This window comes from Prochlorococcus marinus str. MIT 9302 (genome assembly GCF_000759975.1).
In the GTDB taxonomy this organism is placed as follows: domain Bacteria; phylum Cyanobacteriota; class Cyanobacteriia; order PCC-6307; family Cyanobiaceae; genus Prochlorococcus_A; species Prochlorococcus_A marinus_M.
The window spans coordinates 109,681-122,662 of the sequence record NZ_JNAM01000010.1; the positions used below are offsets into that span (position 1 = coordinate 109,681).

Annotated in this window: 17 protein-coding genes and 2 tRNA genes; 7 read left to right on the forward strand and 12 right to left on the reverse strand. The window is 32.5% G+C overall.

Annotated elements, in window-relative coordinates; genetic code table 11:
- The first annotated feature begins 65 nt into the window (after positions 1-65).
- Positions 66-383, forward strand: a complete 318-nt coding sequence (locus EU96_RS0109225; RefSeq protein WP_032527011.1) for a DUF3067 family protein — start codon at positions 66-68, stop codon at positions 381-383.
- Here EU96_RS0109225 and tatC read toward each other — a convergent pair.
- The 3 genes from tatC to EU96_RS03935 all read right to left on the reverse strand — a co-directional run bounded on the left by tatC (position 352) and on the right by EU96_RS03935 (position 3,181).
- Positions 352-1,110, reverse strand: a complete 759-nt coding sequence (tatC, locus tag EU96_RS03945) for a twin-arginine translocase subunit TatC (protein ID WP_032526767.1) — start codon at positions 1,108-1,110, stop codon at positions 352-354. The two genes, EU96_RS0109225 and tatC, sit on opposite strands and share 32 nt — an antisense overlap.
- Positions 1,111-1,190: 80 nt before the next feature.
- On the reverse strand, positions 1,191-1,451 hold the full coding sequence (locus tag EU96_RS03940) for a hypothetical protein (protein ID WP_011376025.1): 261 nt from the start codon (positions 1,449-1,451) through the stop codon (positions 1,191-1,193).
- A 29-nt stretch (positions 1,452-1,480) separates the two neighbouring features.
- Complete coding sequence (locus tag EU96_RS03935) at positions 1,481-3,181, reverse strand: NFACT RNA binding domain-containing protein (RefSeq protein ID WP_032527013.1); 1,701 nt, start codon at positions 3,179-3,181, stop codon at positions 1,481-1,483.
- A gap of 74 nt (positions 3,182-3,255) precedes the next feature.
- Here EU96_RS03935 and gmk point away from each other — a divergent pair, with 74 nt between their 5' ends.
- On the forward strand, positions 3,256-3,810 hold the full coding sequence (gene gmk / locus EU96_RS03930; RefSeq protein ID WP_032526768.1) for a guanylate kinase: 555 nt from the start codon (positions 3,256-3,258) through the stop codon (positions 3,808-3,810).
- A 15-nt stretch (positions 3,811-3,825) separates the two neighbouring features.
- Here gmk and psaJ read toward each other — a convergent pair whose 3' ends face one another.
- Both psaJ and EU96_RS03925 read right to left on the reverse strand, forming a co-directional pair.
- Positions 3,826-3,960, reverse strand: a complete 135-nt coding sequence (gene psaJ / locus EU96_RS0109230) for a photosystem I reaction center subunit IX (protein WP_011376028.1) — start codon at positions 3,958-3,960, stop codon at positions 3,826-3,828.
- Between the two features lie 29 nt (positions 3,961-3,989).
- The gene (locus EU96_RS03925) at positions 3,990-4,544 is read right to left on the reverse strand and encodes a photosystem I reaction center subunit III (RefSeq protein ID WP_032526769.1); all 555 of its coding nucleotides are present in this window, start codon (positions 4,542-4,544) and stop codon (positions 3,990-3,992) included.
- 74 nt (positions 4,545-4,618) lie between these two features.
- Here EU96_RS03925 and tsaD point away from each other — a divergent pair, with 74 nt between their 5' ends.
- The 3 genes from tsaD (at position 4,619) to EU96_RS03910 (ending at position 7,235) form a co-directional block, all read left to right on the forward strand.
- Entirely contained in the window at positions 4,619-5,689 is a 1,071-nt protein-coding gene (gene tsaD / locus EU96_RS03920; RefSeq protein WP_032526770.1) for a tRNA (adenosine(37)-N6)-threonylcarbamoyltransferase complex transferase subunit TsaD, read from the forward strand.
- Between the two features lie 5 nt (positions 5,690-5,694).
- Positions 5,695-5,871, forward strand: a complete 177-nt coding sequence (locus tag EU96_RS03915) for a hypothetical protein (protein ID WP_032526771.1) — start codon at positions 5,695-5,697, stop codon at positions 5,869-5,871.
- 164 nt (positions 5,872-6,035) lie between these two features.
- Positions 6,036-7,235, forward strand: coding sequence for a cation:proton antiporter (locus EU96_RS03910; RefSeq protein WP_032526772.1), 1,200 nt, complete (start codon positions 6,036-6,038; stop codon positions 7,233-7,235).
- On the opposite strand, the gene gltX is transcribed toward EU96_RS03910, so the two are convergent.
- From gltX to EU96_RS03880, 6 genes are all read right to left on the reverse strand, one after another.
- Complete coding sequence (gene gltX / locus EU96_RS03905; RefSeq protein ID WP_032527014.1) at positions 7,232-8,671, reverse strand: glutamate--tRNA ligase; 1,440 nt, start codon at positions 8,669-8,671, stop codon at positions 7,232-7,234. The genes EU96_RS03910 and gltX overlap by 4 nt on opposite strands.
- 17 nt (positions 8,672-8,688) lie before the next feature.
- Positions 8,689-8,762, reverse strand: a tRNA-Asp gene (locus EU96_RS03900).
- 115 nt (positions 8,763-8,877) lie between these two features.
- Positions 8,878-9,072 carry a hypothetical protein gene (locus EU96_RS03895; RefSeq protein ID WP_002807701.1) on the reverse strand — a complete coding sequence of 65 codons (195 nt, stop codon included), beginning with the start codon at positions 9,070-9,072 and terminating at the stop codon, positions 8,878-8,880.
- A 35-nt stretch (positions 9,073-9,107) separates the two neighbouring features.
- Positions 9,108-9,180: transfer RNA gene (locus EU96_RS03890), tRNA-Trp, on the reverse strand.
- Between the two features lie 53 nt (positions 9,181-9,233).
- Positions 9,234-9,704 (reverse strand): 50S ribosomal protein L19, encoded by a 471-nt coding sequence (gene rplS, locus EU96_RS03885; protein WP_032526773.1) that lies wholly within the window; start codon positions 9,702-9,704, stop codon positions 9,234-9,236.
- Positions 9,705-9,735: 31 nt separating this feature from the next.
- Entirely contained in the window at positions 9,736-10,044 is a 309-nt protein-coding gene (locus EU96_RS03880) for a PepSY domain-containing protein (protein ID WP_032526774.1), read from the reverse strand.
- 95 nt (positions 10,045-10,139) lie between these two features.
- On the opposite strand from EU96_RS03880, the gene map reads away from it, so the two are divergent.
- Entirely contained in the window at positions 10,140-10,979 is an 840-nt protein-coding gene (gene map / locus EU96_RS03875) for a type I methionyl aminopeptidase (protein WP_032526775.1), read from the forward strand.
- 3 nt (positions 10,980-10,982) lie between these two features.
- On the opposite strand, the gene EU96_RS03870 is transcribed toward map, so the two are convergent.
- Complete coding sequence (locus EU96_RS03870) at positions 10,983-11,702, reverse strand: SDR family oxidoreductase (protein WP_032526776.1); 720 nt, start codon at positions 11,700-11,702, stop codon at positions 10,983-10,985.
- 154 nt (positions 11,703-11,856) lie between these two features.
- Here EU96_RS03870 and EU96_RS03865 point away from each other — a divergent pair, with 154 nt between their 5' ends.
- Positions 11,857-12,966 carry a phosphotransacetylase family protein gene (locus EU96_RS03865; protein ID WP_032526777.1) on the forward strand — a complete coding sequence of 370 codons (1,110 nt, stop codon included), beginning with the start codon at positions 11,857-11,859 and terminating at the stop codon, positions 12,964-12,966.
- Positions 12,967-12,982: the final 16 nt, after the last annotated feature.

Consider the following 12,982-nt stretch of genomic DNA (forward strand, 5'->3'; position numbering starts at 1 on the left):
GCAAATAGATAGGACTTTTAATAATTTAAAGTAAAAGTTTAGGAAGTCTTAATTAGTTGATTCAAATGAACCCATTACTAGTAGATGAAGTTATTCATTATTTGGTTCATCGCTGGGGAAAAAAATATGACTTTAAACTCTTTAGAAGAGGAAAATTTGTCTATTTTCAAATGATGTGGGGATTCCTTGGACAGGAATCATTTCCTCTAAGTGAAGTTGAATATAAAAAATCGATAGCTGATAAAATCGAGATTTTAAATAGAGGTGGATACTCAGAGGAGGTAAGGGAATGGCTAAAGAAAGTCAATGCTAGGCCAAGGTTAGGTAGAGCTGTCAGCTTGCAATTAAATGTTAATGAGAAGATGAAAGAGTTTTTGACTTGAGATTTTCTGATAAGTAAGTCAATCCAGTACCCACAAAAAATAAAAACACAATCGATATAGAAAGTAATGACATTGTCAATGGGTCTGTTGAAGGGGTAATAACTGCAGATAAGATTGCGGAGGAGATTACAACTATTTTCCAATTCGAAATCATTTTCTCTGTAGTAATTATTCCAAGAGAACCAAGAATAAATTGTAATACTGGTAATTGAAAAGCTAATGCAGTGCTAGACATTAATAAGAGAACGAAATCAAAATATCTCTCTATCGACCATGTTGGTTCAACAATGTCAGCACCGAAAGTAATAAAGAAATTTATGGCTGCAGGAACTAATATCCACCATGAAAAAATTAATCCCAAAAAAAATAGAAGACCTGAACCAAAAACTGCTGGCAAGATAAGGCTTTTTTCTCGTTTTGTTAATCCAGGTGAAATGAACAGTATTATTTGATAGAAAATATAAGGCATAGAAACTATTAATCCGCTGTAACCTGCAACTTTAATAGCGACAAATAAAAACTCTCCTGGAGCAAGTTGTAATAAATGAATATCACCAGCTGGAATTTCTAAAAAAGATATTAATGGCTTTATAATTAGAAAACTAATGAATATTGAAATAAGTATTGAGTAAATTGAGTTTAGTATTCTTTGACGAAGCTCTTCTAAATGATCACTAAAAGTCATCGTATCTAAAAATTTATTTTCACTCTGACCTGTACCTTTCATTATTGTTTAATAAAGACTTTTAAGAAAAAGGTTTAAAATTATTTTAGCCAAAGTCCAATTTTATTTTTTGAAAAATTTAATTATTTGCTTAATTTCGGATTAGTTGGATCTGGTAATAAGAAAGGAGGGGCATCATTTAAAGATGATTCGCCATAAGTTTCATATTCTCTATACCCACCCATTTTCCCATTTGTTTTCATTAGAGCACTAACGAAGGCAAGTAATAAGAAAACAGTAGGAGCTCCAATTATTAATGCAGCGCCAAATAGATATCCAACAATAAATTCTGGGAAACTATGATTTCCTAAAAATTCATGAGTACCCAAAAGAAAATCAAACATTTAGATTTAAAAATTTTTTTTATTATAAACTAAATTACTGTTTTAAGATTTTTTTTTATGTAATCTTCTCCTCTTGTAGGATTTCCCCAAATGATTTCTACATTTTTAAAGGAAACGCATCCAGGTCCTCCTTTTTTTATTTTTTGCAAATCTTTAATCTTTACTAAATTAATTGGAACTTTAATGTTTCTTTTTGCCTTACTAAATAAAGCAGCCAGATCTGCAGCAATTTGAAGATCTTGTTCAGATGCTGATTGAGATGAAGACTTTAAAACCACATGACTTCCTGGTGACTCCTGTGCATGAAACCATAGATCGCCCTTTTTTGAAAACTTAAAGCTTATTAAATCATTTTGCCTCATATTTCTTCCTACCTGAAGCTTCAATCCTGTAGGAGTATTAAATTGAATTGGTGAAGATTGTATCTCAGATGAACTTTTCTTATCTTCTCGTTGCCTCTTTAGATGAATATTAAACTCGTTACAAATTTCTTCCATAATTTCTTCTAATAGTTTAATTTTTACAATCATATCTTCATGATTTAAAGAATTTAGATTTTCTAGAAGTGTAGTGAATTCATCTAATCTATCCAAATTGGTTTTGTAAATATTTAGTCTTTCTTTTATTAATTCGCTAGATCTTTTTAGCTTTTTTGATTTCTTATATAGTTTTTGTCCTCTAATAATATCTTGTTTTTTGATTTCATTTGTTGTGAATATCTCATCAGCTTTTTCTTTATATAAATTGTAGTTTTCTGACTTTGATAGAAGATCATATTGAACATTTAAATTCTTTTTCTCATTATTCGTTTGTTTGAAAATTAACCCTTCAATTTTATTTACTAAGAATTCAAGTTTTTTTTGTTTTAAATGATAATTATAATAATTCTCTATACCGGTGCATAAATCTATATTATTTTCACAGTTAATTTCTTTATCTAAAAACCAAACGCAATAAAAAAATTTATTAAATATGGAAAAATTAAAGTTATTGTTTTTAAACCTATTTATCCATATCTTCCAACTTTTAAATATCTCCTTTAAGTTCGCATCGCTAATTAAATCAATATTTTTTTCCATTATTTCCGAATAGCTAGTGTTACTAAACACCTCTAATTGTTTTGTGAGGATAGGGCTTACTCCTTGGTAGGTATTTATTAAACAGTATTTCAAAGACTCAGGCACTGTTGAAATTGATTCTTTCCATGATTCAAAAGACTCATCTTCTCTAGGTTGTTTTTTGAGATTGACTGGAGGGTTAGAATAAATTAATCCTGTTGAAATTGTTCTAAAACTAGATTGACTTGAATTAATTTGCTTACCTACTGCGATTATTTTATGTTTATTATCCAAATAAAAAATATTACTATGTTTTCCCATTAACTCAAAAATTAAATACTTGCTAATTTCATCTCCAGGTTTTTTTGCAAAACCAAATTTTATAACTCTTTCGAAATCATCTTGATTAATCGAAATTAAAGCCATATATTTTAATCCGTATCTTATTTGTTTAGAAAGTGTACTTTCTCTTCCAATCTTTTCTGGCTTATTTATCTTTAGTATTCTGGGAGAGTCACCATTCCATGAAACTTCTAACCAAGTTTGAGAATCAACTCCTCTGAAACATAATTGAATAGTATTAGGCTCTGGTTGTTGGGCAGTTTCAAACTTTGTAGGTAAAATGTTTTTTGTTAAATAATGCAAGACAGATCTAATCGATGTAATATCCATTATCTGCGGAACACCTTTTTGCATTATTTCTTTTTGATTCATAAGATGTTCATTTTACTGTAAAACTTTTTTATATGAAAAATCAAAAAAAACTCATTATTCTTACCGGACCTAGCGGGGTGGGTAAAGGAACTGTTGTTAAAGAAATATTAGGTAAAGATGAAAATATTTCGCTTTCAATATCTGCAACTACTAGAGAACCTAGAGAGGGAGAGAAGGAGGGAGAAAATTATTACTTTTTGAATCAAGAAAAGTTTAAAGAAATGATTGAACAAAACCTTTTTCTTGAATGGGCTCAATTTGCTGGAAACTATTATGGAACGCCTTTATCTTCGGTCAATCAGAAAATCAAAAAGGGATTTACCGTTTTACTTGAAATTGAAGTGGAAGGTGCAAAGCAAATAAAGGAAAAGTTTCCTGAATCCCTTTCAATATTTTTACTTCCTCCGGATAAAGCAGAGTTAGAGAGAAGAATAAGAAATAGGGGTACAGAAAAAGAAGAGGCAATTAAAAAAAGACTCTTAAGGGCTAGTTATGAGATTTCAGAATCAAATCAATTTGATTTTGAGTTAACAAATCACAATGTTGATGAAACAGCTAAGAGAATAATCAAGTTAATAAAAACTTAACTATTCTCTCATTTATCAACTCATTGGATGGAATAATAAGTCTGGAAAAAATCTATTAAATTCAATGATAATTCCTGCGGTCATAGTAATCCATGCTGCTGCAACAACAGGAGCTGATCTCATGTATTTTGTACTAAATAGTTTGAACATGTTTTTAAGATAAATATTTAAGTTGAGGTTTAGCGTGGACCATTTAGAGTAATGTTTTTATCTGATTCTCTAAGTTCTCCACTTCTTCCTTGCTTGTTTGCAAGTAAGGGCCACTGGGCTCCTTTTATAAGACATTTTTGGGCTAGCGCGAAGTCTATAAAGATTTCCATGTCAGCAGGATTTTTAGTCTTTTTAGATTCAATTAGATACTCTCTTCCTGACCAACCAATTATGCCAGCAATATAAATAAATATTGTGCCTGGAATAAGAAGGTCTCCTTCATGGCCTCTGTTTAAAAGCGCTCCCCATGGTTCTAATGGGGCTCCCAAAATTAAATGAGGTAAGCCATCATCTCCGCAAGATGCTTTGCCATACCTTTCAAATCTTGCTATGTCTTTTTGAGTAGTAGCAGAACTTGCTCTCTCAATGAACTTTGGGTTTTCAGAGCATTTATTGAGTGCTGATGCAGTATATTCTGTGCTTGCTCTGTCTGCGTTTAAGGCAGGGCCATTAGCAGCAAAGGCAATTGGAGTAATGCCTAGGAACAGAAAAAACGAGGTTATGATTGAAAAAAAGAATTTCATAAGTTGCAATCTTTAATTCCTAATAGTGTGTTAATTAAGAAATTAATATTAAAATAGAACAAGTTGAACCAAATATGGGTAAAGTTTTAGCTATTGAAACAAGTTGTGATGAGACATCTGTCTCAATAGTTTCTAATATTGGCGAAAATTTCATAATTCATTCAAATATCATTGCATCTCAAATTGAAGATCATTCCAAATGGGGAGGAGTTGTTCCTGAACTTGCAGCTAGAAAGCATCTAGAGCTATTACCTTTTGTTTTAGAAAAGGCTTTGACAGCATCTAAAATCAAAATTGAGGAAGTTGATTATATTGCATCAACTGTAGCTCCTGGATTAGTTGGATGTTTGCGAGTGGGATCTATAACTGCAAGATCACTTTGCATGTTATATTCAAAGCCATTTTTGGGAATTCATCATTTAGAGGGACATTTATCTTCAATTCTATTTTCAGAAAACTATCCAAAGAAATCTTTTCTTACATTACTTGTGAGTGGCGGACATACAGAATTAATAAAGGTTGATGATAGAAGGAGAATGCAAAGACTTGGAAAAAGTTTTGATGATGCCGCTGGAGAAGCCTTTGATAAAGTTGGAAGATTATTAGGTCTTAGTTATCCAGGAGGACCGGCAATTGAAAAGATTGCTAAAAATGGAGACCCTATGAAATTTAATTTACCAAAGTGTAGGATTTCTGATAAAAGGGGCGGATTTCTTAAATATGATTTCTCTTTTAGTGGTCTAAAAACTGCTGTATTAAGACTAGTTGAGAAAATAAATTTAGACGGGAAGACTGTCCCAGTTCCTGATATTGCTGCAAGTTTTGAGAGAGTAGTGGCAGAGGTCTTGGTAGAGAGAACTATAAGATGTGCAATAGATCATAGCTTGGAAAATGTTGTTGTCGTTGGTGGAGTGGCGGCTAATAATACATTAAGAAAAATGATGATTAATGAAGCTAGTAAAAAATCTATTAAAGTTCATTTAGCTCCCCTTAATCTTTGTACAGATAATGCCGCGATGATTGGAGCAGCAGCGTTGTTCAGGGTCAAATTTAAGGATCATTTAAGTTCCCTTAAATTAGGCGTATCTGGAAGACTATCAATTGAACAAGCGAATACCCTTTATGAAGAAAATCCTCCTTTCTAACTTCAATGAACAAACAACCTAAAATTGAGATTAAAGAAACAAAAAACCTTGTTGATAAGCAGGAACTGAATTTATGGAAAAGAGGGTTTACCCCGCAAGCTGAAATATGGAATGGAAGAATGGCAACTATTGGTATAGGAATAATTTTTATTATTATTGCTTTAATAAGCCAATTTTCTTAATAGAAATCAAATTCACTTCAATTAAAAGTAATTTTAAGAGATTTAATATAATTAAGTTTTGTTCAGCTGATTAATTAAATTAAAAAGTATTGTATTTAATGGACTTGCGATAAGATTATTGATTTAATCAAAATAATTAATATCTTTATTATTTATAATTTTATATGACGCCTGAAAGGCTTGGATTACTTTGGGGAATAACTGTATTTGCAGGCGCTTGTGCTCGATTATTTTCTTCTTTTACAGGATTCCCCAGTGTAGTTATTTTATTGCTTTCTGGATTATTCATCGGAAGATCAGGTTTAGGACTTGTTGAGCCTTTAGATCTCGGACAAGGGCTTGAAACTATTGTAGGACTTTTAGTCTGTTTGGTTCTATTTGAAGGGGGACTAAATTTAAAACTGCCTGAGGGGAATATAAGAAATACTGTTTTGAAAATTTCATTGACAAGACTCTTTATTTCATTATCAGCTGGAATTTTTATTGCTCATTGGCTGGCAGGCCTTTCATGGCAAGTTGCAGGAATATATAGTGCCATAATTTTAGCTACTGGACCAACGGTTGTCTCTCCATTAGTTGAACAAATAAAATTAGCTTCCCCTCTTTCGGATGTTTTAAAAGCTGAAGGGTTGTTACTTGAACCAATTGGCGCAGTACTAGCATTATTACTTTTAGAGCTAACTTTAGGGGACCTACATGGGATTAAAGATGTATTTATTGCATTAATGCAAAGATTAGGGGGTGGAGTTTTAATCGGATTAAGCGCAGGATGGTTACTATCAGAAATTTTAAAAAAAATAAAAAATGAAGCCTCATTTGGCATAGAGCTTCAAGTTACTCTTGGATTTATTTTTCTTGTGTATGGAATTTGTGAATATTTTTTGCCAGAATCAGGATTGCCTGCTTCAGTCGCGGCAGGTTTTATTGTTGGCAAAAGAGAAGTAATAGATAAGGAGAGATTGGATAATCTAATAGGCGAATTAGCTCAATTAGCGATAACAGTTCTTTTCCCTCTTTTGGCAGCTGATGTTTCCTGGGGTGAATTAAGTCCGCTAGGTTGGGGAGGGGTTGTTTGCGTTTTTATGTTAATGGTAATTATTCGTCCCATCTCTATCTGGATAGCCACAATGGGAAGAGAATTAGCCTTAAAAGAAAAAGTATTTTTAGCCTGGTTAGCCCCAAGAGGTATTGTTACTGCAGCGGTAGCCTCTCTTTTTTCTATCAGATTAGAACAGGCTGGTATCCTTGGAGCTGGACGTCTTCAAGGTTTAGTGTTTCTTACTATATTGATGACAGTAGGAATTCAAGGTCTTACAGCTAAACCTTTGGCGAATCTGCTTGAATTAGGACAAAAAAAAAATTAGATTTCTTTAAGACATCTTTCAATTCGTGATATATCACTTTTACTCTCTGAAAAGAGTTCCCAACTTTGAATTAAATCTGGCCCACTAAGACAACCAAAGAATGCCACTCTTAATGATTTCATTAAAATTCCTTTTTTTACATTATGTGATTTTGAAATTTCATTTATTATGTCCTTGGCTTTATCTTTGTTTATTTTTAAAGAATTTTGCTCAATTAAATAATTTAAGATAAGTTTTAGAGCTGCTTTGCTTTCCTTATTTTCGAGAAAATCTTGACCCTCTTTTTGAATTGGAGGTAATAAGAAAAATGGCTTTGATTGATCAATGGAATCTTTTAAAAGGGTTATAGAGTCTCTAAGCAACATTGCTAATTTATCACCCCACTCTTGAGATGGAGGAACCCAACCCATATCAGCCCAGTATCCTCTTATGATCTCACTTAACTTTATTGATTCCATCTTTTTTATATATTGAGAATTAATCCAGTTGAGTTTTTCCCAACTGAATTTAGCTCCAGCTTTATTGATGTCTGATAAGTCAAAAATTTCAGATATCTCATCTATTGAAAGTATTTCACTGCCGGCAGATTTTGGGGACCAACCTAAAAAGGCCATATAGTTTGCTAAGGCCTCAGGTAAATATCCCATATCTCTAAATTCGTCGATTGAAGTAACGCAATCTCTCTTAGATAATTTTTTCCCTTCGCTATTTAGTATTAGCGGTGTATGTGAAAACGTTGGTAATTTAAAATCTAATGCTTTATAAATCAATATTTGTTTTGCAGTATTCGAGATATGGTCTTCACCTCTTACTACATGAGTAATATTCATGAAGTTATCATCAACTACAACTGCAAGATTGTACAAAGGATCTCCAACTTCATATCCCATTGCCCTTCTTGATAAAACCAAATCACCACCCAAGTCCTTCCCTTGCCATTTGATTTCACCTCTTATCTTATCTACCCATGTAATTTGTATTTTTTCATCAATCTTAAACCTTATTACTGAAGTCTTCCCTTGGGATATGAATGTTTCTATTTCTTCTTTTGAAAGATTTCTATGTCTATTATCATGCTTTGGAGGTAATCCTTTATTTTTTTGTTCTTCTCTTAATTTAGAAATCTCCTCTTCTGTTGTGAAGCATCTATATGCAGCTCCACTTTCTAATAGCCTTTTGATGTATTTTTTGTGAATCGAAATTCGACCACTTTGCTTTATAGGTTCTTCATCCCATACAAGTCCAAGCCATTTCAAGCCCTCTAATATATTTTTTGTGTATTCCGATTTAGATCGAAGAAAATCTGTATCTTCTATTCTGATGAGAAACTTTCCGCCTATTTTCTGTGCATACAACCAGTTGAATAATGCTGTTCGAGCTGTCCCAATATGAAATAAACCTGTAGGACTCGGGGCTAATCTTAAACGTTTTTCCAAATTTTTTTTAGAAAAAACGGGACCGACGGGATTCGAACCCGCAACTTCCGCCGTGACAGGGCGGTGCTCTAACCAGTTGAACTACGGTCCCAGAGTTTTGTTCTAGATTTATTTAGAACTTCATTCTTAAAATTATCAGATCATAATACTTAATTAATGTTGTTGTAATAAAAAAAATTTATTAATTTGAGGATTTACTGAAATAGTTATTTTTGAGGCCTAAAACCAGCAGGTTCTATCAATCTTACTTGGTTGCCTCTAGCGGTAAATTCTCTGCCTTGGTCACTTTGTACGACGACTCTTCCACCAGACTTAACTCTGATGACTCTTGCACGAACCCATCCTAAAGCTGCTGATTCGAGGACTTTAACTACGTCCCCAGGTTGAAGATCTAACTCCATCTTATGAAAAAATGATTTACATAATGTTGATCAAACGCGTCGTGGAGGACTTGAACCCCCGACATCAGGTTTTGGAGACCTGCGTTCTACCAACTGAACTAACGACGCATCTAATTGATTATAAGCGTCTTTGAGACCAATAAGTTGATTAATTTACAACTTTATCGATCAAAGCGTTGTTTTACGCGAGTAGCTTTTCCTACTCTATCTCTTAGATAGAATAACTTAGCTCTTCTTACTTTACCTCTACGTTCAACTTTTAGAGAGGCAACCTGTGGACTATGTAGCATAAATACTCTTTCAACACCTATACCCTGGAAAATTCTTCTAACTGTAATTGTTTGGTTAATACCTCCATGCCTTTTTGCTATGACAACACCTTCATAAGGTTGTACTCTTTCTTTATTACCTTCTGTAATTTTTACACCAACTTTAACAGTGTCCCCAACATAAATTTCAGGTAATTCTTTTTTTAATTGTTCATTCTCAAATTCCCCAATAAGCTTGGAAGCGCTTAATATTTTTTTAGTTTCAGAAACCAAGTTTTTTTCTTTTTGTTCAACTGCCACATCAATTGATCCGTCAGCTTTAATACCGGTTTCTAATACATTTTCTTGTTTCTCTTTGGCCATTTTTGTCTTTTTATCCTACAAGTCTTATATCTTAACCTTTTGACTCGCCTTTAGTAACCTTTTTGGTAAATGAAATTGTTTTTGAAAACATTTGGAATCCCGTTATGAGCATCCATAAAACTCCAAGGGAATTTAAAATCACATATATTAATTCTCCATTATCTCCAAGCCATTCGCCCTCATGGAGTGACATTAACCAATGAACTTGGTCTCTAGAATAACCCAATAAATCTTTTGAAACTCTATAGAGAAGACCGGTAATTGAAGATATAAATAACGGAAGAAAAACCCAAGGCGCTAAAGTCTTATGAAATTGCCTAGAATTAGATAAAAATTTCATTACTGTTTCTTTCCCATTGTTATTGATAGATTTAAGATAGCCAAGACCATCATGGCTATTTTGATGATATTTACCTTTTACTATTATTTATTCCAATGAAACATTTTGCAGATCTATTATTAAATAAAAATAATTCCAAAACTAATGATCAAGTTCCTTTTATTCAGAGGAGAAGAGGAATTGAAATAAAGTCTTCACGTGAAATAAATTTGATGAAAAAATCTAGCAGGATAGTAGCAACAGTTTTGAGAGAAATTAATGACTTAATTAAACCGGGAATGACCACAAAAGATTTAGATGATTTTGCTGAAAAGAGGATAAAAAGTTTTGGAGCTGTGCCAAGTTTTAAGGGCTACCATGGTTTCCCATCTAGTATTTGTTCTAGTATTAATAATGAAGTTGTCCATGGAATACCAAATAAAAATAAAATTATTAAAAATGGTGACTTGGTTAAGATTGATACAGGAGCATATTTAGATGGATTCCATGGGGATAGTTGCATATCAATTTGTGTGGGAGAAGTTAGCTCAAAGGCCCAAAATCTTAGTGATGTAGCTCATAAAGCATTGTATGCGGGGCTTTCAAAAATTAAGGCAGGGAATACACTTCTTGATGTGGCTGGGGAAATTGAAGATACTGTTATAAAAAATGGCTTTAGTATTGTTGAAGATTATACAGGCCATGGAGTTGGAAGAAATCTTCATGAAGAACCATCGGTATTTAATTTTCGTACCAAAGAATTGCCGAACGTAGTACTTCGTGAAGGAATGACATTAGCTGTAGAACCTATTGTTAACGAAGGGACTAAATTTTGTAGAACATTAAATGATGGATGGACCGTAATAACAAAAGATGGAAAATTATCGGCGCAATGGGAGCATACAATAGTTGTTTTAAAAGATGGTATTGAAATATTGACTGATAGAGATTTCTAGATACTAAGATTTATATTTATAGATAATTTGGCAATACAATAAGTTGAAAAATTCTTTCAATGGGAACAGTAGGTAAGTTAAAGGGTTCGGACTAATTATTATTAAAAAACTTTTTGAATTAGCTAAATCATAAATCTTTTTAGACACAAATTTAGGACTCATAATTCCGATAGGATTTAGTTCTGATTTAAAAGGCCCTAGGATGATTTTCTTAATAATTAATTTTTTCTTTATATCTTTGTCCAGAAGATTTTTTTTGAAAGAAATTAATTGACCAATAAGGGATTTACTAATCTCATATGATGGATTTAGGGCTGGTAAAATTTCTGCTTCAGATGTGTTTATCCAAATCTCTTTTTTTATTGATGACTCATTTTTTATAGCAATATCTTCAAATAAATTTAAAATTTTAAATTTGCTTAATGCATTTATTTCTATTGAGTTTTCATAATTGGAATTTTCTCTGCTTAAATCATAGATACCATGGTTCAAAATTAAAATATCTATTTTATCTAAATGTTTTTTTAATGACGATTCTTTCCCACATTCCCATTTAATCCATTCATTTGGAGATTCAAGATTTATTTCATAATCAGTTTTACTATGAGTGAATCCAATCACTTTAAATCCTTTTTGACGAAACAACTTTGTTAATTCTTTCCCTAGTGCGCCAGAAGCTCCAGTAATCCCAATAGTTTTTTCGTTTTTGGTTGAATTTATCATTGTGCTAGATTTTGATGAGATACCAAAGAATTAAAATAAATTTACCAAAAAAAAAATCTTTATTTATTTATTTGATTAAAACTCATAAATAAATATTTGTTTAGTTGTGAAAAAAATATTATCTTGAACCTATTAATAAATAATTCTACTAATTATGAGCGATATATTATTAATTGGTTCATGTGAGCCATTTAGTGGTAAGTCTGCAATGGTTCTTGGGATAGCAAAAAGACTTTTACAGGAGAAAAAAAAAGTACGGATTGGGAAACCACTTGCAACATGTATCGAACTAACTAATCTACCATCAATGTCTTATGAAGGTTTAATTGATGATGATGTTAAGTTTATTGGATCTACATTGAATATCGAAGAGGAGAATTTAATTTCTTCAGTTGGATTATTGGATAATATATCAGCTGAAAAAAGAATCTTTAATAAAGACTTGCTCCCAGGCAAGGGTTTTGATCAAATTGAGGGATTGGTTAATGATGATTTTGAAGGACTAAATATTTTAGAGGCAGCTGGAAGTCTTCATGAAGGAATGATTTATGGTTTAAGTCTCCCACAACTAGCTGAGAGTTTAGATGCGAAAGTTTTAATTGTGAATTTATGGGAAGATTGTAAAAGCGTGGATGCATTACTTGATGCGAAAAGACAATTAGGAGAGCATTTGGCTGGAGTGGTATTGAATGGGGTTTTACCTCAAGAAGTCGAAAAAGTTAAAAATGAAATAATACCCTCTCTTAAAGATCTAAATATTGAAGTATTTGGAGTGATGCCTAAATCACCACTTCTCAGAAGTGTCACCGTGGGTGAGCTTGTAAGAAGACTAAATGCCCAAGTGATTTGTTGCACTGAAAAAGATCAATTACTTGTTGAAACATTAAGTATTGGTGCAATGGGGGTGAATTCTGCAATGGAATTTTTCAGAAGAAGACGAAATATGGCTGTAGTTACGGGAGCTGATAGAACTGATATACAACTTGCGGCTTTGGAGGCTTCGACTCAATGCCTAATTTTAACTGGTTTGGGAGAACCTTTGTCTCAATTGATTCATAGAGCTGAGGAATTGGAGGTGCCAATTTTAAAAGTGGAATTAGATACGCTTGCTTCCGTAGAAATTATTGAACAAGCTTTTGGTCATGTCAGAATTCACGAATCTATTAAAGCTTCTTATGCTGTTCAATTAGTTCAGGAGCATGTAAATCTAAAAAGAATTCTCGAAAAGATAGATTTTCCCTGCAATTTTTCAGATAAATGCTAATTTCAAATATAGGAAC